The following is a 21,948-nucleotide window of genomic DNA, read 5'->3' as shown; positions in this document are numbered from 1 at the left end:
GGTATTTGAGCGGAAGAGGTTGTTCCTGCCATTCGTTAATTCGTATGCCTTATGCGCAATCGGTATGGGGTGGGGGTGGGGTTATTAGACTAAAGTCTATTATGATCGAGGCTTTCGAGAAGTCAGGGTCAAGTCATTGAACTGGCAAGTTTTTTATTCGTTGGTGGTGGCTAAGCTAGCGATTTGTTGAGATTTTTTGTGGCGCCTGTCGGCCGGGGAATTGCGCGAGGAGAGGTGTCTGGCTATGCTGGACAGCCTTTTTTCTACTCCCCAGGCGCCCGGTATCACCCTTCTTAAAATAAGAAAAACCGATAAATATATCATGGTTTGCCTGGGAATAAAAGACATCTAGCTTGAGGGACACGCCCATGAACCGAGGTCTCCATCAGCCCGGCGAATTCCGCGATAACTGCGGCTTCGGCCTGATCGCCCATATGGAAGGCGAGGCCAGCCATGACCTGCTCAAGACCGCCATCGAGTCCCTGACCTGCATGACCCACCGCGGCGGCATTGCCGCCGACGGCAAGACCGGCGACGGCTGCGGCCTGCTGCTCAAGATGCCCGAGAGTTTCATGCGCGAGGTGGCCCGGGAGACCCTGGGGGTCGACCTGGGTGACCGCTTCGCCGTGGGCGCCATCTTCCTGCCCGACGACGATGAACGCGAGGCCCATGCCAGGCAGGTGCTGAGCGCCGAGCTCGAGGCCCGTGGCCTGGTGGTGCATGGCTGGCGCGAGGTGCCCACCGATCCCAGTGTCTGTGGTCCCATGGCCCTGGAGTGCCTGCCGCGGATCCGCCAGGTCTTCGTCGAGGCCGCCGATGAGCGCCTCGATGCCCAGTTGGGCGTGGATCTGTTTATGGCCCGGCGCCGCGCCGAGGAGGCCCTGCGCGACGAGGAGGAGTTCTATGTCTGCTCCCTCTCCGCCAAGGTGGTCTCCTACAAGGGCCTGATGATGCCGGTGGACCTGCCCACCTTCTATCGCGACCTGGGCGACCCGCGCCTGACCACCTCCATCTGCGTCTTCCACCAGCGCTTCTCCACCAACACCGCGCCGCGCTGGCCGCTGGCCCAGCCGTTCCGCTTCCTGGCCCATAACGGCGAGATCAACACCATCGAGGCCAACCGTGGCTGGGCCAACTCGCGCAAGGAGAACTTCGTCTCGCCGCTGCTGCCGGAGATCGCCGAGCTCGACGAGATCGTCAACACCACCGGCTCCGACTCCTCCAGCATGGACAACATGCTGGAGGTGCTGATGACCGGCGGCATGGATATCTACAGCGCCATCCGCATGATGGTGCCGCCGGCCTGGCAGAACGTGGAGACCATGGATGGCGCCCTGCGCGCCTTCTACGAGTACAACTCCATGCATATGGAGCCCTGGGACGGTCCCGCCGGCATGGTGATGACCGACGGCCGCAACGCCGTCTGCATGCTGGATCGCAACGGCCTGCGTCCGGCCCGCTGGGTGATCACCAGGAACGGCTATATCACCCTGGCCTCGGAGATCGGCACCTACGACTATGCTCCCGAGGACGTGGTGGCCAAGGGGCGCGTCGGCCCCGGCCAGGTGCTGGGTATCGACACCGAGACCGGCCAGGTGCTGCATACCGTCGACGTGGACGAGCGGCTCAAGTCCGCCTATCCCTACAAGCGCTGGCTCAAGGAGCGCGCCCACTACCTGGAGTCCGCCCTCACCGAGCTGGCCCGCTTCCAGCCCCTGGAGGCCGAGGAACTCAACGTCTGGCAGAAGATGTTCCAGGTCACCTTCGAGGAACGCGACCAGGTGCTGCGTCCCCTGGCCGAGAGCGGCCAGGAGGCGGTGGGCTCCATGGGTGACGATACCCCCATGGCGGTACTGTCGCGCCACAATCGCCTGCTCAGCGACTACTTCCGGCAGAAGTTCGCCCAGGTCACCAACCCGCCCATCGATCCGCTGCGGGAAGCGATCGTGATGTCCCTGGAGAGCTGCATCGGCGCCGAGCTCAATGTCTTCGAGGCGACTCCGGAGCATGCCCACCGACTGATCCTGACCACGCCGATCCTCTCGCCGCGCAAGTTCACCACCCTGGTCAACCACGAGGATCCGGCCTTCGCCAGCCACACCCTCACGCTGGGCTATGATCCCGAGCAACAGGGCCTCAAGCAGGCGCTGCTGGCGCTCTGCCAGCAGGCCGAGGAGGCGGCGCGCAGCGCCAAGGTGATCCTGGTGCTCTCCGATGCCGACCTGCCCAAGGGCGAGTTGCCGATCCACGCCGCCCTGGCGGTGGGCGCCGTGCACCATCACCTGGGCAAGCTGGCGCTGCGCCCGCGGGTCAACCTGGTGGTAGAGACCGGCTATGCCCGCGATGCCCACCAGATGGCGGTGCTCTTCGGCGTCGGCGCCACCGCGGTCTATCCGTGGCTGGCCTATCAGGTGATGGCCGACATGCATCGCTCCGGCGAGCTGGTCGGCAACCCGGCGGACGCCCGGGAGAACTACCGCAAGGGCATGCAGAAGGGGCTCTACAAGATCCTCTCCAAGATGGGCATCTCGACGCTGGCCTCCTACCGCGGCTCCATGCTCTTCGAGGCGGTGGGCCTCGACGAGGAGGTGATGGCGCTGTGCTTCCCGGGCATGGCCTCGCGCATCCAGGGCACCGGCTTCGCCGAGCTGCAGCTGCAGCAGGAGCTGCTGGCCCGGGACGCCTGGATTCCCCGCAAGGGCATCTCCCAGGGTGGCCTGGTCAAGTATGTCCACGGCAAGGAGTACCACGCCTATAACCCGGACGTGGTCAAGACCCTGCAGGAAGCGGTGCAGCAGGGCGACTACCGGAAGTGGAAGAAATTCGCCCAGTTGGTCAACGAGCGGCCGGTGGCCACCGTCCGCGACCTGCTTAGGCTCAAGCCCGCCGCCGAGCCGCTGTCCCTGGAAGAAGTGGAGCCGGTGGAGAACCTGATCCCGCGCTTCGACAGCGCCGGCATGTCCCTGGGCGCCCTGTCGCCGGAGGCCCACGAGGCCCTGGCCCAGGCCATGAACGAGTCCGGTGGGCGTTCCAACTCCGGTGAGGGCGGCGAGGATCCGGCCCGCTACGGCACCATCCGCTCCTCCAAGATCAAGCAGATCGCCTCCGGGCGTTTCGGCGTGACACCGGCCTACCTGGTCAACGCCGAGGTGCTGCAGATCAAGGTGGCCCAGGGCGCCAAGCCCGGCGAGGGCGGCCAGCTGCCCGGCGGCAAGGTCAACGACCTGATCGCCCGGCTGCGTTACGCGGTGCCCGGTGTGACCCTGATCTCGCCGCCGCCGCACCACGATATCTACTCCATCGAGGACCTGGCACAGCTGATCTTCGACCTCAAGCAGGTCAACCCGGACGCCCAGGTCTCGGTGAAGCTGGTCTCCGAGCCGGGCATCGGCACCATCGCCACCGGGGTGGCCAAGGCCTACGCCGACCTGATCACCGTCTCCGGCTATGACGGCGGCACCGCGGCCAGCCCCATCACCTCCATCAAGCACGCCGGCTCCCCCTGGGAGTTGGGCCTGCCGGAGGTGCACCAGGCGCTGCGCATCAATGGCCTGCGCGACAAGATTCGCCTGCAGACCGACGGCGGCCTGAAGACCGGCCTCGACGTGGTCAAGGCGGCGATCCTCGGCGCCGAGAGCTTCGGCTTCGGCACCGCGCCCATGGTGGCGCTGGGCTGCAAGTACCTGCGTATCTGTCACCTCAACAACTGCGCCACCGGTGTCGCCACCCAGCATCAATACCTGCGCGACGAGCACTTCCGCGGTACCGTCGACATGGTCAAGCACTACTTCCGCTTTATCGCCGAGGAGGTGCGCGAGCTGATGGCCCTGCTGGGCGTGCGTCAGCTCACCGACCTGATCGGTCGCACCGACCTGCTGGAGGTGCTGGAGGGCGAGACCGCCTCTCAGCGCAAGCTGGACCTGACGCCGCTGCTGGCCAACGACTTCGTGCCGGCGGAGGCGCCCCAGTTCTGTGCCGTGGAGCGCAACGTGCCCCACGACCCGGGCGCCAAGAACCAGGAGGTGCTGGCGGCCCTGAAGCAGGCCATCGACGAGAAGTCCGGCGGCGAGTTCCGCTTCGCCATCACCAACTGCGACCGCTCGGTGCCGGCGGCGGCCTCCGGGGCTATCGCCAAGCGCTACGGCGAGGCGGGCCTGGAGGAGGCACCCATCAAGGTGCGCTTCGAGGGCGTGGCGGGCCAGAGCTTCGGGGTATGGAACGCCCGTGGCCTGCACCTCTACCTGGAGGGTGACGCCAACGACTACGTCGGCAAGGGCATGAACGGCGGCCAGATCGTCATCGTGCCGCCCCGGGCCAGCCGCTTCGAGAGCCACCAGACGGCGATCATCGGCAACACCTGCCTGTATGGCGCCACCGGCGGCAAGCTGTTCGCCGCCGGCACCGCCGGCGAGCGTTTCGCGGTGCGTAACTCCGGGGCCACCGCGGTGATCGAGGGGGCCGGCGATCACTGCTGCGAGTACATGACCGGCGGCCTGGTGGCCGTGCTGGGCGAGACCGGCGTCAACTTCGGCGCGGGCATGACCGGCGGCTTCGCCTATGTGCTCGACGAGGATCGCACCTTCGTCGACAAGTACAACCACGAGCTGGTGGAGATCCACCGGGTCAATACCGAGGCCATGGAGGCCTATCGGCGCCATCTGCGGGAGATCATCGAGGAGTACGTGGCCGAGACCGGCTCCGAGCGCGGCAAGGCGATCCTCGAGGACTTCAGCGACTTCGTCCGTCACTTCTGGCTGGTGAAGCCCAAGGCCGCGAGCCTGGGCAGCCTGCTTGCCCAGTCCCGGCGTCAGCCGGAATAAGGGCCGGCGCCGGCCGGAATAAGCGGCCGGAATCAGTGACCGGCGCCGGCCCAGGGCAAGGCCCCGGCCGGTGCCGACGAGATCGCCACGCAGAGACTAGGAGCAGAGACCATGGCTAACCGTTTGAGCAACGATTTTCAGTTTATCGATGTGGGCCGTCAGGACCCGCAGAAGAAGGAGGCGCGGACCCGGGCCAAGGAGTTCGCCGAGATCTACGAGCCCTTCAAGCCCCAGGAAGCGGCGGGCCAGGCGCATCGCTGCCTGGCCTGCGGCAACCCCTACTGCGAGTGGAAGTGCCCGGTCCACAACTATATTCCCAACTGGCTGAAGCTGGTGGCCGAGGGCAATATCCTCGAGGCCGCCGAGCTCTCCCACCAGACCAACTCCCTGCCCGAGGTGTGTGGCCGGGTGTGTCCCCAGGATCGCCTCTGCGAGGGCGACTGCACCCTCAATGACGGCTTCGGCGCGGTGACCATCGGCTCGGTGGAGAAGTACATCACCGACACCGCCTTCGCCATGGGCTGGCGCCCGGACATGTCCCGGGTGACCCGCACCGACAAGAAGGTGGCCATCATCGGCGCCGGCCCGGCGGGGCTCGGCTGCGCCGATATCCTGGTGCGCAATGGCGTCACTCCGGTGCTCTTCGACAAGTACCCGGAGATCGGTGGCCTGCTGACCTTCGGCATTCCCGAGTTCAAGCTCGAGAAGCACGTCATGGAGCGGCGCCGGGCGGTGTTCGAGGAGATGGGCATGGAGTTCCGTCTCGGCGTCGAGGTCGGCAAGGACGTGGCCTTCGAGACCCTGCTCGAGGAGTGCGACGCCGTCTTCCTGGGCATGGGCACCTACAAGTACATGGAAGGGGGCTTCCCCGGCGAGAACCTGCCCGGGGTCCACAAGGCCCTCGACTACCTGATCGCCAACGTCAACCACTGCCTGGGCTTCGAGAAGGATCCCGCCGATTTCGTCTCCCTGGAGGGGCAGCGGGTGGTGGTGCTGGGTGGCGGCGATACCGCCATGGACTGCAACCGCACCGCCATCCGCCAGGGCGCGGCCAGCGTGTCCTGCGCCTATCGCCGCGACGAGGAGAACATGCCGGGCTCCAAGCGCGAGGTGACCAATGCCCGGGAGGAGGGGGTGGACTTCCTCTTCAACCGCCAGCCGGTGGCCGTGGTGGGCGAGGAGAAGGTCGAGGGCGTCAAGGTGGTGCGCACCCGCCTGGGCGAGCCCGACGAGAACGGCCGCCAGCGTCCCGAGGTGGTGCCGGGCTCCGAGGAGGTACTGCCCGCCGATGCGGTGGTGATCGCCTTCGGTTTCCAGCCGAGCCCGGCACCCTGGTTCGCCGACTTCGGTATCGAGGTGGACGAGCGCGGCCGGGTTATGGCTCCCGAGCAGGGCGCCTATCCCTTCCAGACCACCAACGAGAAGATCTTCGCCGGTGGCGATATGGTGCGCGGCTCCGACCTGGTGGTCACCGCCATCTACGAAGGGCGCCAGGCCGCCGAGGGCATCCTCGACTACCTGGAGGTGTAAGCGCAGGGTGAGTGGTCTGTGGCGCTCCGGTGGAGCGGGGCTGGCTGACTCGCTCCTCGCCAGGCCGAAACCCTGACGCTCCGCTCGCGAGTGGAGCGGAGCTGGTTGACGTCCCCCGCGGCTTTTCTGGCGACAGGCCTTAGCGGGGCGCTGTAAACCCGTCCCTGGGCGCTACCGATGCCATCCCTGGCATAGGACCCCCGCTTCGGCCTGTCCCCAGCGCCGCTCACCACGCTGGGCATGCTTATCGCAAAGCGGAGTGGCAGGCGCAGCGACGTCGCAAGGGCGCTGACGACGAGGGCAGCAGCGCGTAGCGATCGACAGGGATGTCGATCGAGGGCCGGCGAGAGGGACCTCGGTCCGGCCCGTCGCGCAGGCTGCAAGCGAGGAGGCAGGGTTTCGTCCTTGTGAGTCGCCTAGCTTGCCACTCCGCTTGCAGGGTGTGCTGCCCCATTGGCTGGAAGGCGGCCAAAATTGAGCCATTGGTCGCACTCTGCTATTCTGTCGTCCCATCCTGGCGCGGCTTCCTGCCGAGCCTTCCGATCACGTTTCGACAGGTTCTCCATGACACGATATATCTTCGTGACCGGCGGCGTTGTGTCCTCACTCGGCAAGGGCATTGCGTCGGCTTCGCTGGCGGCGATTCTCGAGGCCCGTGGCCTCAAGGTCACCATTCTCAAGCTGGATCCCTATATCAATGTGGACCCGGGCACCATGAGCCCCTTCCAGCACGGCGAGGTGTTCGTCACCGAAGATGGCGCCGAAACCGACCTCGACCTGGGCCACTACGAGCGCTTTATTCGTAGCAAGATGACCCAGGGCAACAATTTCACCACGGGTCGCGTCTACGAGCACGTGCTGCGCAAGGAGCGCCGCGGCGACTACCTGGGCGGTACCGTGCAGGTGATTCCGCATATCACCGACGAGATCAAGCGCCGGGTCTATGCCGGCAGCGAGGGCTACGACGTGGCCCTGGTCGAGATCGGCGGCACCGTCGGCGATATCGAGTCGCTGCCCTTCCTGGAGTCGATCCGCCAGATTCGCAGCGAACTGGGTGGCAACCGGGCGATCTTTATGCACCTGACCCTGGTGCCCTATATCAAGACCGCCGGCGAGACCAAGACCAAGCCGACCCAGCACAGCGTCAAGGAGCTGCGCTCCATCGGTATCCAGCCGGATATCCTGATCTGCCGCAGCGAAGTGGAGCTGGAGGCCGGCGAGCGTCGCAAGATCGCGCTGTTCACTAACGTGGAAGAGCGCGCCGTGGTGCCCCTGCAGGACGCCGATACCATCTACCGCATCCCGCTGATGCTCCACGAGCACGGCCTCGACGAGATCGTCTGCGACAAGCTGCGCCTGGAGGCCGGTGAGGCCGACCTGGGCGAGTGGGTGCGGGTGCTCGATGCCAAGCTCAACCCCTTGAAGTCGGTCAATATCGCCATGGTCGGCAAGTACATGGAGCTGCTCGACGCCTACAAGTCGCTGAACGAGGCGCTGATTCACGCCGGCATCCAGGGGCGGGTCAAGGTCAATGTCGACTATATCGACTCCGAGGAGATCGAGCGCAACGGCACCGACCGCCTGGCCGACAAGGACGCCATCCTGGTCCCCGGCGGCTTCGGCGAGCGCGGCGTGGAGGGCAAGATCGCCACGGCGCGCTTCGCCCGCGAGAACAAGATCCCCTACCTGGGCATCTGCCTGGGCATGCAGGTGGCGGTGATCGAGTTCGCCCGCCATGTGGTGGGCTGGGACGACGCCAACTCCACCGAGTTCACCCACGACACCCAGCACCCGGTGGTGGGCCTGATCACCGAATGGCTCTCCCCGGAGGGCAAGATCGAGCTGCGCGACGCCGCTTCCGACCTGGGCGGCACCATGCGCCTGGGTGGTCAGGTGTGTCGCCTCGAGGCCGGCACCAAGGCCCGCGAGGCCTACGGCAATGACGAGATCGTCGAGCGCCATCGCCATCGCTATGAGGTCAACGACCAGTTCGTGGCCGACCTGGAGAAGGCCGGCCTGGTGGTCTCCGGCAAGAGCGTCGACAACTCCCTGGTGGAGATGGTCGAGCTGCCGGATCACCCCTGGTACGTGGCCTGCCAGTTCCACCCGGAATTCACCTCCACGCCGCGCGATGGCCATCCGCTGTTCAGTGGCTTCGTCAACGCGGCCCTGGAGCACAAGAACGTGCGGGCCCGCCAGCAGGCCCAGGCCCAACCGCAAGGCTAAGGCCGAGGAGCCCCCATGGCCGTAACGCAGAAAACCCTCGAGTTTGCCGGTCTGCGGACCGGCAATGAGTTGCCGCTGACGCTGTTCGGCGGCATGAATGTCCTGGAATCTCGCGAGCTGGCCCTGGAGGTCGCCGAGGCCTATGTGGAGGTCACCTCCCGCCTCGGCATCCCCTATGTGTTCAAGGCCAGCTTCGACAAGGCCAATCGCAGTTCCATCCACTCCTTCCGCGGCCCCGGTCTGGAACAGGGGCTGGAGATCCTCGCCGAGGTGAAGGCGCGCTTCGGCGTGCCGATCCTCACCGATGTCCACGAGCCCTGGCAGGCGGCCCCCGCCGCCGAGGTGGCCGATATCATCCAGCTGCCCGCCTTCCTGGCCCGCCAGACCGATCTCGTCGTGGCCATGGCCGAGACCGGCGCGGTGATCAATATCAAGAAGCCGCAGTTCCTGGCGCCCCATGAGATGCGCCATATCATTCGCAAGTGCGAGGAGGCCGGCAACGACCGCCTGATCCTCTGCGAGCGGGGCTCCAGCTTCGGCTACAACAACCTGATCGTCGATATGCTCGGCTTCGGCGAGATGAAGCAGACCGGCTACCCGCTTTTCTTCGACGTGACCCACGCCCTGCAGCGCCCCGGCGGGCGTTCCGACAGCGCCGACGGTCGCCGCCAGCAGGTGGCCGAGCTGGCCCGGGCCGGGGTCGCCGTGGGCCTGGCGGGGATCTTCCTCGAGGCCCATCCCGATCCGGACCACGCCAAGTGCGACGGTCCTTGCGCCCTGCCGCTGGATCGCCTCGCCCCCTTCCTGAGCCAGCTCAAGGCCCTCGATGAGCTGGTCAAGGGCTTCCCGGCCCTGGAGATATCCTGAGCGGAGCCGTGACCTACCGACTCAATCAACGCTGACTCACTAAGGACGAAAAACCTATGACCAAGATCGTCGACATTCGCGCTCTCGAGGTACTCGACTCCCGCGGCAACCCCACCGTGCAGGCCGAGGTCGTGCTCGACGGCGGCGCCAAGGGCGTGGCCTGTGCCCCCAGCGGCGCCTCCACCGGTTCCCGCGAGGCCCTGGAGCTGCGCGACGGTGACCAGGCCCGCTACCTGGGCAAGGGCGTGCTCAAGGCCGTGGACGCCGTGAATGGCGCCATCCGCGAGCGCCTGGTGGGCCTGGATGCCGAGGATCAGCGCGTCCTGGATAACGCCATGCTCGAGCTGGACGGCACCGACAACAAGGCGACCCTGGGGGCCAACGCCATCCTGGCGGTGTCGCTGGCCGCCGCCAAGGCCGCCGCCGCCGCCAAGGGCGTGGAGCTCTACGCGCATATCGCCGAGCTCTACGGTCGGCCGGGGCAGTTCAATATGCCGGTGCCGATGATGAACATCCTCAACGGCGGTGAGCATGCCGACAACAACGTCGATATCCAGGAGTTCATGGTGCAGCCGGTGGGGGCCGCGAACTTCCGCGAGGCGCTGCGCATGGGCGCCGAGATCTTCCACGCCCTGAAGAAGGTGCTGAGTGCCCGTGGCCTGGCCACCTCGGTGGGTGACGAGGGCGGCTTCGCGCCCAACTTGGCGTCCAACGCCGAGGCCCTGGCGGTGATCCAGCAGGCCGTGGAAGACGCCGGCTACGCCCTGGGCCAGGACGTCACCCTGGCACTCGACTGCGCCTCCTCCGAGTTCTACCAGGACGGCCAGTACAACCTCGCCGGCGAGGGCAAGTCCTATGATGCCGCGGGCTTCGTCGACTACCTGGCCGAGCTGTGCGAGGCGTACCCCATCGTCTCCATCGAGGACGGCATGGACGAGTCCGACTGGGCCGGCTGGAAGGCGCTGACCGACAAGCTGGGCGACAAGGTGCAGCTGGTGGGCGACGACCTCTTCGTCACCAACACCAAGATCCTCAAGCGCGGCATCGACGAGCGGATCGGCAACTCCATCCTGATCAAGTTCAACCAGATCGGCTCGCTCTCCGAGACCCTGGATGCCATCAAGATGGCCCAGGACGCCGGCTTCACCGCGGTGATCTCCCACCGCAGCGGCGAGACCGAGGACACCACCATCGCCGATCTGGCGGTGGCCACCTCCGCGGGCCAGATCAAGACCGGCTCCCTGTGCCGCAGCGACCGGGTCGCCAAGTACAACCGCCTGCTGGTGATCGAGCAGCAGCTGGGCGACCAGGCCGCCTACCCGGGCCGTTCCGCCATCAAGGGGCAGTAAGGCGTGTCATCCAGGGCGACATTTCGTGTAGGAGATCGCTTACACGGAGGCGAGGAAGTCGCCCTGGTTGATCAAGTTGTGATCAATGCAGTGGCGTGAAATAAAAGCCAAATTCATGATTTTTGGTGATTTTTTCGCGATGTCGCGGCCGCCCCAGGGGGCGGCCGCGGTCGTCTGGGCACCTTGAGATGTGCGCCGGAGCTGCCACAATGAACGCGGGATTAGGAAAAGCGGGGAGTGCTTTTCCGGCAGGATGCCACGGGATGCTAGTCAGGTGCGCCGGGTACGTAAGGGAAGAAGTTTCTCGGCAAGGAAGTCACCCAGGGAGTCGAACCGACGGAACGGTTCAAGGAATTGCTAGGAGCGGGCGGCCTTCGGGCCGCCTTTTTTTATGCCTGTGTCCTGCCTGAGGCGCACACGCAAGACGCCGACCCTAGGGTCGGCGTCTTGCGTGTGCGCGGTGCCGGGGGTGTCGGCTTAGGTTGTGCCTAGCGCTCCAGCAACTCCAGCTTGCCTTCCTTGCCATCCCACGCCTCGGCGTCGGGCAGCGGATCCTTCCTCTCGGAAATATTCGGCCAGACGTCCGCCAGTTCGGCGTTGAGCTCGATAAAGGCCTGCTGGCCGTCCGGTAGCTCGTCCTCGGAGAAGATCGCCTCGGCGGGGCACTCCGGCTCGCACAGGGCGCAGTCGATGCACTCGTCGGGGTGAATCACCAGGAAGTTGGGGCCTTCATAGAAGCAGTCCACCGGGCAGACTTCGACGCAGTCGGTGTACTTGCACTTGATGCAGTTTTCGGTGACGACGAATGTCATGGGTTTCCCCTCGGTCGGTTGGGGCTCGGCGGTCGCATGGCCACCGAGGCAGTAATGAATAAGGTTATAAGCGACGTCCCTATTATAAGCCGCCATTCTAATGGCGCCCTATTCTAGAGGCGTCTTTCCGGGCCAGCAAGCTGCGTCAAGCGGCTTGCTGGACGATCGCTTCTGCTCTCGGGCCTGAAGGCGCTTCGGCTTGCCCCGGCGCCCCTCGCCATTCCACCGGCGAGTGCCTGATTCTAGAGGCGCTTCTTCCACTGATATAGCAGCTCCAGGGCCTGGCGGGGACTGAGGTCGTCCACATCCAGCCCCTCCAGGGCCTCCACCAAGGGGTGGGGGGCGCTGGCGAAGAGGTCGTTCTGCAGCGGTGCGGCGCCGTCGGCGGCGGGGCGGGGCTGATCCACCTCCTGCTGTTCCAGCTGGGCGAGCTTCTCCCGGGCCCGCCGGATCACCCCCTGGGGCACCCCGGCCAGCTGGGCCACCTGCAGGCCATAGCTCTGGCTGGCCGGCCCTTCCTCCACCCGGTGCATAAAGACGATACCGTCTTTATGCTCCGCCGCGGTCAGGTGCACGTTGGCGACCCCCTCGGCCTGTTCCGCCAGGGCGGTCATCTCGAAGTAGTGGGTGGCGAAGAGGGTAAAGGCGCGGGTGCGGGTCAGGTGCTCGGCGCTGGCCCAGGCCAGCGACAGGCCGTCGAAGGTGCTGGTGCCGCGGCCGATCTCGTCCATCAGCACCAAGCTCTGGTCGCTGGCGTTGTGGAGGATATTGGCGGTCTCGGTCATCTCCACCATAAAGGTGGAGCGCCCGCCGGCCAGGTCGTCGGAGGAACCGATGCGGGTGAAGATGCGATCCACCGGGCCGAGCCGCGCCGCGGCTGCCGGCACGAAGCTGCCGGTATAGGCGAGCAGGGCGATCAGCGCCGCCTGACGCATATAGGTGGACTTGCCGCCCATGTTGGGGCCGGTGATCACCAGCATGCGGCGCTCGTCGTCCATGACCAGGTCGTTGGGCACGAAGGGGCCATCGGAGACCTGCTCCACCACCGGGTGGCGCCCGCCGCGGATCTCCAGGCCCGGGGTGGCCTCCAGGGTCGGGCGGGTGAAGTCCAGGGCCTCGGCCCGCTCGGCGAAGGTGGTCAGCACGTCCAGGGCGGCCAGGGCACGGCTGGTGGCCTGCAGCGCCTCCAGCTCGGCATTGAGGGTGTCGAGCAGGCCGTCGTAGAGCAGCTTCTCCCGGGCCAGGGCCCGGGACTTGGCGGAGAGCGCCTTGTCCTCGAACTCCTTGAGCTCGGGGATGATAAAGCGCTCGGCGTTCTTCAGGGTCTGGCGGCGGATATAGTCCGCCGGGGCCTCCTTGGCCTGGGCGCGGGGAATCTCGATGTAGTAGCCGTGGACCCGATTGTAGCCGACCTTGAGGCCGGGCAGGCCGGTGCGCTCCCGCTCCCGGGTCTCCAGTCGTACCAGGTAGTCGCCGGCGTGCTCGGCCAGGCCGCGGTGCTCGTCGAGCTCGGCGTCGAAGCCCTCGGCGATCACCCCGCCGTCGCGGATCACCACCGGCGGGTTCTCCACCAGGGCCCGGGAGAGGGTGTCGGCGAGCTCCGGGTAGGGGCGGATCTGGCGCTTCAGTTCGTCCAGGCTGGAGCCCTCCGGGTAGCCGGCCAGGGCCTCGGCCAGTTCCGGTAGGGCGATCAGGGCGTCGCGCAGCCGTGCCAGGTCCCGGGGGCGGGCGCTGTAGAGGGCCACCCGGGCGAGGATGCGCTCGCAGTCGCCGATCGGCTTGAGCCGCTCGCGCAACTCACCATAGCCCTCCGCCTCCAGCAGCAGGGTCACCGCCGCCTGGCGCCGGGTGACCAGGGTAGCGTCGCGCAGCGGGCGGTTGAGCCAGCGCTTGAGCAGCCGTGAGCCCATGGCGGTGGTGGTGGTGTCGAGCACGCTGGCCAGGGTGTTGTCACCGTTGCCGCCCAGGTTGATATCGATCTCCAGGTTGCGGCGGCTGGCGGCATCGATCACTACGGCGTCGTCGCGGCTCTCCACGCCGATGGCGGTGACATGGGGCAGCCGCGAGCGCTGGGTGTCCCGAGCATAGTCGATCAGCACCCCGGCGGCGGTGAGGGCGGTCTCCAGGTGGGCGCAGCCGAAGCCGCGCAGGTCCTGGACGCCGAACTGATCGCAGAGGATGCGCCGGGCGCTCTCGGCCTCGAAGAGCCAGGCGCTCTGGCGGCGCAGGCCGCGGCGCTCGGCCAGCTGAGGCGGCAGCTCGAGATCCTCGCCCGCCAGCACCTCCGCCGGGTCGAGGCGCTGGAGCTCGGCGAGCATCTCGCCTTCGCCTTCGACCTCCAGCACCCCGAAGCGGCCGCTGGAGAGCTCCAGCCAGGCCAGGCCCCAGGTGCCCTGGCGCGGATGCACGGCCAACAGCAGGTTGTCGCGGCGGGCGTCCAGCAGGGCCTCGTCGTAGAGGGTGCCGGGGGTGACGATGCGCACCACCCTGCGCTCCACCGGCCCCTTGCTGGTGGCCGGGTCGCCGATCTGCTCGCAGATCGCCACCGACTCGCCGGCGCCCACCAGGCGCGCCAGGTAGTTCTCGGCACTATGGTAGGGCACCCCGGCCATGGGGATCGGCGCCCCGGCGGATTGGCCGCGCTGGGTCAGGGTGATATCGAGCAGCGCCGCGGCGCGCTTGGCGTCCTCATAGAAGAGCTCGTAGAAATCGCCCATGCGGTAGAAGAGCAACGCGTCGGGATGATCGCGCTTGATCTTCAGGAACTGCTGCATCATCGGCGTATGGGTGGGACTGGCCTGTGACATCGGGGATCCTGTTGAGGCTCTGCACTCGCTGGCAAAAGGCAGTATTCTAACGCCCAGGCAGTGGCTCCGTCAGGAGCGATCGCATCTGAATCAGGAGGCTCCCATGTCCGAGCGCGGACGCTACCTCGCCAATCTCGACCTGCTCACCCTGAGCGAGCGCCTGGGGCGGCTGTGCCGCGACCGGGGCGTCGCCGTCAGCTGCGCCGAGTCCTGCACCGGCGGCGGCGTGGCCAGCGCCATCACCGCGGTGGCCGGCAGCTCCGACTACTTCGAGACCGGCTATGTGACCTACTCCAACGGCGCCAAGACGCGGCTGCTCGGGGTGCCCGAGGCGCTGCTGGCGGCCCAGGGCGCCGTGAGCCGCCCGGTGGTGGAGGCCATGGTGGCCGGCGCCTGTCGCGATAGCGGCGCCGCCCTGGGTGTCGCCATCAGCGGCGTGGCCGGCCCCGGCGGCGGCAGCGCCGACAAGCCGGTGGGCACCGTCTGGCTCGCCTGGGGGGATGCCCAGGCCCAGCAGGCCGAGCGCCATCTCCTTCCCGGCGACCGCCGGGCGGTGCGCGAGCAGGCGGTGCGTATCGCCCTGATCGGCTTGATTCAACGACTCGAGGCATTCGAAGAGTAGGCGCGGGCCGATTTTTTCGCCATACTACTGGCCAACCATACAGTAATTGACGGCGGTGCCCCGGGCGTCGCCCCAACCGATCCCAAGGAGACCTCCATGGCTCAGGATGACAACCGTTCCAAGGCATTGAATGCCGCCCTCAGTCAGATCGAGCGCCAGTTCGGCAAGGGCACCGTGATGCGCCTGGGGGACACCCCGCGGGTGACGATGCCCTCGGTCTCCACCGGCTCCCTGGGCCTGGATATCGCCCTCGGCATCGGCGGTCTGCCCTATGGCCGGGTGGTGGAGATCTTCGGCCCCGAGTCCTCGGGCAAGACCACCCTGACCCTGTCGGTGATCGCCCAGGCCCAGAAGCAGGGCAAGACCTGCGCCTTTATCGACGCCGAGCACGCCCTCGACCCCAGCTATGCCGAGAAGCTTGGCGTCAACCTGGATGACCTGCTGGTCTCCCAGCCGGACACCGGCGAGCAGGCGCTGGAGATCTGCGACATGCTGGTGCGCTCCGGCGGCGTCGACGTCATCATCATCGACTCGGTGGCGGCGCTGACCCCGCGGGCCGAGATCGAGGGCGAGATGGGTGACTCCCACGTCGGCCTGCAGGCACGGCTGATGTCCCAGGCCCTGCGCAAGGTCACTGGCCATATCAAGAACGCCAACTGCATGGTGGTCTTCATCAACCAGATCCGCATGAAGATCGGCGTGATGTTCGGCAGCCCCGAGACCACCACCGGCGGTAACGCCCTGAAGTTCTACGCCAGCGTGCGCCTGGATATCCGCCGCACCGGCTCGGTGAAGCAGGGCGACGAGGTGACCGGCAACGAGACCCGGGTCAAGGTGGTCAAGAACAAGGTGGCGCCGCCCTTCCGTCAGGCGGAGTTCCAGATCCTCTACGGCAAGGGCATCTACCATGCCGGAGAGGTGATCGACCTGGGCGTGCAGTGTGGCCTGGTAAGCAAGGCTGGCGCCTGGTACAGCTACCAGGGCAGCAAGATCGGTCAGGGCAAGGCCAATGCCGCCCAGTACCTGGAGGAGAACCCGGCCATCATGGAGGAGATCGAAAGCCAGATTCGCGCCCAGCTGCTGGCCAATGCGTCTCCGGCGGAGGAGCCGGCCGAACCCGCCGAGGCCCCGCAGGCCGACGGCGAGGGCGATCTGCTCTAAGCGATGAGTCGCGATGCCGATCGCGCCTCCCCCCGGGAGGACGCCATCCGCCTGCTGGCCCGGCGCGACTATTCGCGCAGCGAGCTGGAGGGCCGCCTGGCCAACAAGGGGCATGCCGCCGAGGCCATCGCCGAGTGCCTGGCTGCCCTGGCCGAGCAGGGCCTGCAGAGCGATGCCCGCTTCGCCGAGGCCTTCCTGCGTTCGCGGCTGGCCCGGGGTCAGGGGCCCCTGAAGGTGCGCGCCGATCTGGGCCAGCGGGGCCTCTCCCGGGAGGCCATCGATACGCTCCTCAGGGAGGCCGAGGCCGCCGGCGAGCTCGACTGGTTCGCCCTGGCCGCCGAGACCCTGGGTCGACGCTTCGCCGCCCCCGCTGCGACCCCCAAGGAGCGGGCCCGCCAGGAGCGTTTCCTGGCCGGGCGCGGCTTCAGCTTCGACCAGGTGCGTTATGCCCTGGAGACGGCCTGGAGTGATGAGGAGTCGTAGCTCCGAGCCTCAGCGTCTGAAGAGAGGCCCTGTTGCGATAGATGCCTCCCGTCAGTCGCGGGGCTAACCGACTCGCTCCTCTCCAGGACGAAACCCTGACGCTGCGCTCGCGACTGACGCGTCGGGCCGGACCGAGGTCCCTCTCGCCGGCCCTGGATACGACATCCCTGTCGATCCCCGCTAGTCGCTCGCTACTCGTCAGCGTCCTGGCGACGTCGCTTCGCTAGCTAGCCCCGCTTGCGGGCTCGTCCTAGCGTCTACAGCGGTTGCTCCAGCGACCATGCTCGCTTCTGTTGGCCGCTTATCTCCCCGCGACAGCGGCGGTCGCCGATGGCCCGCTGAAAGTTCCTTGACGACTGCGTTATAATGGTCTTCTTTGCGACGGTGCCCCGGCGCCGGGCGCCCAGGCGTCTTCAGGCTTATCCACACGGACTTATTATGAAGAGTGCAGATATCAGACAGGCCTTTCTGAGCTACTTCGAGGCGCAGGGCCATACCATCGTGCCGTCCAGCTCCCTGGTGCCGGGCAACGACCCGACCCTGCTGTTCACCAACGCCGGCATGGTGCCGTTCAAGGACGTCTTCCTGGGCCGCGACCCGCGCCCCTATGTGCGGGCCACCTCGTCCCAGCGCTGCGTGCGCGCCGGCGGCAAGCACAACGACCTGGACAACGTCGGCTATACCGCCCGCCATCACACCTTCTTCGAGATGCTGGGCAACTTCAGCTTCGGCGATTACTTCAAGCGCGACGCCATTCGCTTCGCCTGGACCTTCCTCACCGAGACCCTGGGCCTGCCCAAGGAGAAGCTCTGGGTCACGGTGCATATCAGCGACGACGAGGCGGAGAAGATCTGGAAGGAGGAGATGGGCATCGACCCGGCGCGCTTCTCCAAGCTGGACGAGGACAACTTCTGGCAGATGGGCGATACCGGCCCCTGCGGTCCCAGCTCCGAGATCTTCTTCGATCACGGCCCCGAGGTCTGGGGCGGCCCTCCCGGCAGCCCGGAAGAGGACGGTGATCGCTATATCGAGATCTGGAACCTGGTCTTTATGCAGTATGACCGGGACGCCCAGGGCACCCTCAATCCGCTGCCCAAGCCCTCCATCGACACCGGCATGGGCCTGGAGCGCATCGCCGCGGTGATGCAGGGGGTGCACTCCAACTACGAGATCGACCTCTTCCAGAACCTGCTGAAGGCGGCGGCCGAGGCCACCGGTCACGATGACACCAGCACCCCCTCGCTGCGGGTGATCGCCGACCATATCCGCTCCTGCGCCTTCCTGATCGCCGACGGCGTGCTGCCCTCCAACGAGGGCCGCGGCTATGTGCTGCGCCGGATCATCCGCCGCGCCATCCGCCACGGCCACAAGCTGGGCGCCCAGGGCGCCTTCTTCCACAAGCTGGTGGCGGCGCTGGATGCCGAGATGGGCGACGCCTATCCGGAGCTGCGCCAGGGCCGTGAGCAGATCGAGCGGGTGCTGGCCAAGGAAGAGGCGCAGTTCGCGCGCACCCTGGATCATGGCATGGGCCTGCTGGAAGCGGCGCTGAGCGAGCTCGACGGCGAGGTGCTGCCCGGGGCGACGGTGTTCAAGCTCTACGACACCTACGGTTTCCCCTATGACCTGACCGCCGACGTCTGCCGCGAGCGCGGCGTGAGCCTCGACGAGGCCGGCTTCCAGCGCGAACTGGAGGCCCAGCGCGAGCGGGCCCGGGCCGCCAGCCAGTTCGGCGCCGACTATGGCGCGGCGCTCGAGCTCGATGGCGAGACCGACTTCACCGGCTATGACCGCCTGGAGGACGAGGCCACCGTCACCGCCATCGTCGATACCGCCGGCAACGAGCTGGCGGGCCTGGCCGAAGGCCAGAAGGGCGTGGTGGTGCTGGATCGCACCCCCTTCTACGGCGAGTCCGGCGGCCAGGTGGGCGATACCGGCTACCTGGAGCTCGACGGCGGTCGCTTCCAGGTCACCGATACCCAGAAGCAGGGCGGTCATCACCTCCATCAGGGGCTGATGGTGGCGGGCGAACTCGCCGTGGGCGCCCAGGTGAAGCCCCGGGTGGACGCCTCTCTGCGCGGCGCCACGGTGCGCAATCACTCCGCCACCCATTTGCTGCACCAGGCGCTGCGCGAGGTCCTGGGCGAGCATGTGCAGCAGAAGGGCTCCCTGGTCAGCGCCGAGCGGCTGCGCTTCGACTTCAGCCACTTCGAGGCGATGACGCCCGAGCAACTGGCCGAGGTGGAGTCCCGGGTCAACGCCCAGATCCTCGCCAATGCCGAGACCCGCGTCGAGCATATGAGCCTCGACGAGGCCAAGGCCCGGGGTGCGGCGGCGCTCTTCGAGGCCAAGTACGCCGACAGCGTGCGGGTGCTGACCCTCGGCGCCGACGGCTACTCCGTGGAGCTGTGCGGCGGCACCCACGTGGCGCGCAGCGGCGACATCGGCTGCTTCCATATCGTCGGCGAGGCGGGCATTGCCGCCGGCGTGCGCCGGGTCGAGGCGCTTACCGGCGAGGCGGCCCTGGCCTACTTCCGCGAGCAGGAGGCCCGGGTGGCGCGCATCGGCGAGCGCCTCAAGGCCAAGCCGGAGCAGGTCGAGGAGCGGGTCGCCGCCCTGACCGAACGCAACCGCGGCCTGGAGAAGGAGCTCGAGCGCCTCAAGGCCAAGCTGGCCAGCGCCGCCGGCAGCGACATGCTCGCCGAGGCCCAGGAGGTGGGTGGCGTCAAGCTGCTGGCCAAGCAGCTCGAGGGCGTCTCCGGCAAGGAGCTGCGCGGTGTCCTCGATCAGCTCAAGAACAAGCTGGGATCCGGCATCATCGTGCTCGGCGTGGCCGACCCGGAAGGCGGCAAGGTCAGCCTGATCGCCGGGGTCACCGACGACCTCACCGCTCGCGTCAAGGCCGGCGAGCTGGTCAATCACGTGGCCGCCCAGGTGGGGGGCAAGGGCGGCGGCCGCCCCGACATGGCCCAGGCCGGGGGCAGCGATGCATCCGCCCTGCCGGGGGCCCTGGATAGTGTGCCGAGCTGGCTCGAGGCCAAGCTCGCCTCTTGATACGAAGGGCCGAGTGGCAGCGATGCCCCGGCCCTTTTCTTTGCCGGTTCCCGATCATTCATCGATTCACTGACCAATCAGGACACTTGCATATGGCGTTATACGTACAGAAATTTGGCGGCACCTCGGTGGGCTCCGTGGAGCGCATCAAGGCCGTGGCCGAGAAGGTCAAGGGGTTCCGCGACGACGGCCATCAGGTGGTGGTGGTGGTCTCCGCCATGAGCGGCGAGACCAATCGCCTGATCGGCATGGCCAACGAGATCAATGACGAGCCCACGCCCCGCGAGATGGACATGCTGGTCTCCACCGGCGAGCAGGTGACCATCTCCCTGCTGGCCATGGCCCTGCACAAGCTGGGCGTGCCGGCCACCTCCTACACCGGTTCCCAGGTGGGCATTCTCACCGACAGCGCCCATACCAAGGCGCGCATCCAGCGCATCGAGACCGACGAGATGCGCGAGGACCTGGACGAGGGCAAGGTGCTGGTGGTCGCCGGCTTCCAGGGGGTCGACGAGGAGGGCAATATCACCACCCTCGGCCGCGGTGGCTCCGACACCACCGGCGTCGCCCTGGCCGCGGCCCTGGGCGCCGACGAGTGCCAGATCTATACCGACGTGGACGGCGTCTACACCACCGACCCGCGGGTCTGCTCCAAGGCGCGTCGCCTGGACACCATCACCGTGGAGGAGATGCTCGAGCTGGCCAGCCTGGGCTCCAAGGTGCTGCAGATCCGCGCCGTCGAATTCGCCGGCAAATACAATGTGCCGCTGCGCGTGCTGTCCAGTTTCCAGGACGGCCCCGGCACCCTGATCGTCGCTGACACAGATGAAGAAGAGGATTCCATGGAAGAACCGCTGATCTCCGGTATCGCCTTCACCGCCAACGAGGCCAAGCTGACCCTGCTCAATACCCCGGACGTGCCCGGCGTGGCCTCGCGGATCCTGGGGCCCATCGCCGACGCCAATATCGAAGTCGACATGATCGTGCAGAACGTGGCGCCGGCCGGCGACTACACCGACTTCACCTTCACCGTGGCCAAGGGCGACTACAAACAGACCCTGAGGATCCTCAACGAGCAGGTGCTGCCGGACCTGGGTGAGGGCGAGGTCAAGGGCGATGACAATATCGCCAAGGTCTCCCTGGTGGGTGTGGGCATGCGCTCCCACGCCGGTGTGGCCTCCAAGATGTTCCGCGTGCTCTCCGAGGAGAACATCAATATCCGCATGGTCTCCACCTCCGAGATCAAGATCTCGGTGGTGATCGACGAGAAGCAGATGGAGCTCGCCGTGCGTGCCCTGCACAGCGCCTTCGGCCTCGACAAGGACGATATCGAGAGCGAGTGACGCCGCCGGCCGCCATCCCTTCTACGCTGAAGGGAAGGCCCGAATGCCGAGGCCCCCAGGGGTCTCGGCATTTTCGTTAAGCGGGTCATTTGGCCTGGAGGCCTCCCATGACGCATAATTCGGTTTGGTTACATAAAATAATGCGCATCCCGTGCAACCATAAGTCTGAGAAGGAGATCAGCCATGCTCATCTTGACCCGCCGTGTCGGTGAGACGTTAATGATCGGCGACGACATCACCGTCACCGTCCTGGGCGTCAAGGGCAACCAGGTACGCATTGGCGTCAATGCCCCCAAGGATGTCGCGGTACATCGCGAAGAGATCTATCAACGCATCCAGCGAGAACGGGCCGATGAAGACGAGGGCAACCCCGTCTAAGGCAGGAAATCCGCCCGCTTCCGCTTCCCGAATAAAAAAGTTCCTCCGAGTGTTGGACAAACCCCATCGGAAACGGTAACATACGCGCCGTGTTGATGAGGGAGAGGTGGCCGAGTGGCTGAAGGCGCTCCCCTGCTAAGGGAGTATGGGGTTTATAGCCTCATCGAGGGTTCGAATCCCTCCCTCTCCGCCATACGGCTTAGGCCGGCATCGACACACAGGCAAGCGCCCGTAGCTCAGCTGGATAGAGTACCTGACTACGAATCAGGTGGTCGGAGGTTCGAATCCTCCCGGGCGCGCCATTATCGATATCGTATTGATGGCTCATGTCGATAAGAGTTGCCTGAGTTTTCTGATCAGCGCCCGTAGCTCAGCTGGATAGAGTACCTGACTACGAATCAGGTGGTCGGAGGTTCGAATCCTCCCGGGCGCGCCAGATACCTAACCCGCTCCAATCGGAGCGGGTTTTCTGCTTTTCACTAGCGAGTCCTGCCAGCGA

The 21,948-nt window shown here is 66.5% G+C and carries 13 protein-coding genes and 3 tRNA genes; 14 read left to right on the top strand and 2 right to left on the bottom strand.

Going from position 1 to position 21,948, the window contains the following annotated elements; all coding sequences use genetic code 11:
* Positions 1–368: 368 nt before the first annotated feature.
* The 5 genes from gltB to eno all read left to right on the top strand — a co-directional run bounded on the left by gltB (position 369) and on the right by eno (position 10,792).
* A complete protein-coding gene (gltB, locus tag ACQ1W9_RS17000) occupies positions 369–4,820 on the top strand; it encodes a glutamate synthase large subunit (RefSeq protein ID WP_431024411.1) in 4,452 nt (1,483 codons plus the stop codon).
* A 111-nt stretch (positions 4,821–4,931) separates the two neighbouring features.
* Positions 4,932–6,350: an FAD-dependent oxidoreductase gene (locus tag ACQ1W9_RS16995; RefSeq protein WP_431024410.1), complete on the top strand. Its 1,419-nt coding sequence runs from the start codon at positions 4,932–4,934 to the stop codon at positions 6,348–6,350.
* Positions 6,351–6,914: 564 nt separating this feature from the next.
* The gene (locus ACQ1W9_RS16990) at positions 6,915–8,576 is read left to right on the top strand and encodes a CTP synthase (protein WP_431024409.1); all 1,662 of its coding nucleotides are present in this window, start codon (positions 6,915–6,917) and stop codon (positions 8,574–8,576) included.
* Between the two features lie 15 nt (positions 8,577–8,591).
* A complete protein-coding gene (kdsA, locus tag ACQ1W9_RS16985) occupies positions 8,592–9,443 on the top strand; it encodes a 3-deoxy-8-phosphooctulonate synthase (protein ID WP_431024408.1) in 852 nt (283 codons plus the stop codon).
* 56 nt (positions 9,444–9,499) lie between these two features.
* Positions 9,500–10,792 carry a phosphopyruvate hydratase gene (gene eno, locus ACQ1W9_RS16980; RefSeq protein ID WP_431024407.1) on the top strand — a complete coding sequence of 431 codons (1,293 nt, stop codon included), beginning with the start codon at positions 9,500–9,502 and terminating at the stop codon, positions 10,790–10,792.
* A 488-nt stretch (positions 10,793–11,280) separates the two neighbouring features.
* Here eno and fdxA read toward each other — a convergent pair whose 3' ends face one another.
* Positions 11,281–11,604, bottom strand: a complete 324-nt coding sequence (gene fdxA, locus ACQ1W9_RS16975; RefSeq protein WP_346062772.1) for a ferredoxin FdxA — start codon at positions 11,602–11,604, stop codon at positions 11,281–11,283.
* A 242-nt stretch (positions 11,605–11,846) separates the two neighbouring features.
* Positions 11,847–14,411: a DNA mismatch repair protein MutS gene (gene mutS / locus ACQ1W9_RS16970; RefSeq protein WP_431024406.1), complete on the bottom strand. Its 2,565-nt coding sequence runs from the start codon at positions 14,409–14,411 to the stop codon at positions 11,847–11,849.
* Positions 14,412–14,514: 103 nt separating this feature from the next.
* Between mutS and ACQ1W9_RS16965 the strand changes: the two genes are divergently transcribed.
* The 9 genes from ACQ1W9_RS16965 (at position 14,515) to ACQ1W9_RS16925 (ending at position 21,885) form a co-directional block, all read left to right on the top strand.
* Complete coding sequence (locus ACQ1W9_RS16965; protein ID WP_431024405.1) at positions 14,515–15,033, top strand: CinA family protein; 519 nt, start codon at positions 14,515–14,517, stop codon at positions 15,031–15,033.
* A gap of 96 nt (positions 15,034–15,129) precedes the next feature.
* Entirely contained in the window at positions 15,130–16,194 is a 1,065-nt protein-coding gene (recA, locus tag ACQ1W9_RS16960; protein ID WP_346062769.1) for a recombinase RecA, read from the top strand.
* Between the two features lie 3 nt (positions 16,195–16,197).
* A complete protein-coding gene (locus ACQ1W9_RS16955) occupies positions 16,198–16,677 on the top strand; it encodes a regulatory protein RecX (protein ID WP_431024404.1) in 480 nt (159 codons plus the stop codon).
* A 438-nt stretch (positions 16,678–17,115) separates the two neighbouring features.
* Positions 17,116–19,728 (top strand): alanine--tRNA ligase, encoded by a 2,613-nt coding sequence (gene alaS, locus ACQ1W9_RS16950; RefSeq protein ID WP_431024403.1) that lies wholly within the window; start codon positions 17,116–17,118, stop codon positions 19,726–19,728.
* A 92-nt stretch (positions 19,729–19,820) separates the two neighbouring features.
* Positions 19,821–21,071, top strand: coding sequence for an aspartate kinase (locus ACQ1W9_RS16945; RefSeq protein WP_346062766.1), 1,251 nt, complete (start codon positions 19,821–19,823; stop codon positions 21,069–21,071).
* A gap of 183 nt (positions 21,072–21,254) precedes the next feature.
* A complete protein-coding gene (csrA, locus tag ACQ1W9_RS16940; RefSeq protein ID WP_346062765.1) occupies positions 21,255–21,449 on the top strand; it encodes a carbon storage regulator CsrA in 195 nt (64 codons plus the stop codon).
* Positions 21,450–21,549: 100 nt separating this feature from the next.
* Positions 21,550–21,642: transfer RNA gene (locus ACQ1W9_RS16935), tRNA-Ser, on the top strand.
* Positions 21,643–21,674: 32 nt separating this feature from the next.
* A tRNA-Arg gene (locus ACQ1W9_RS16930) sits at positions 21,675–21,751 on the top strand.
* A gap of 57 nt (positions 21,752–21,808) precedes the next feature.
* Positions 21,809–21,885: transfer RNA gene (locus tag ACQ1W9_RS16925), tRNA-Arg, on the top strand.
* The last annotated feature ends 63 nt before the right edge of the window (positions 21,886–21,948 follow it).

The organism is Halomonas sp. H5, assembly GCF_050613175.1.
GTDB lineage: Bacteria > Pseudomonadota > Gammaproteobacteria > Pseudomonadales > Halomonadaceae > Bisbaumannia > Bisbaumannia salifodinae.
Note: the sequence above shows the minus strand (reverse complement) of the source record. Positions and strands in the feature narration are given on the sequence as shown.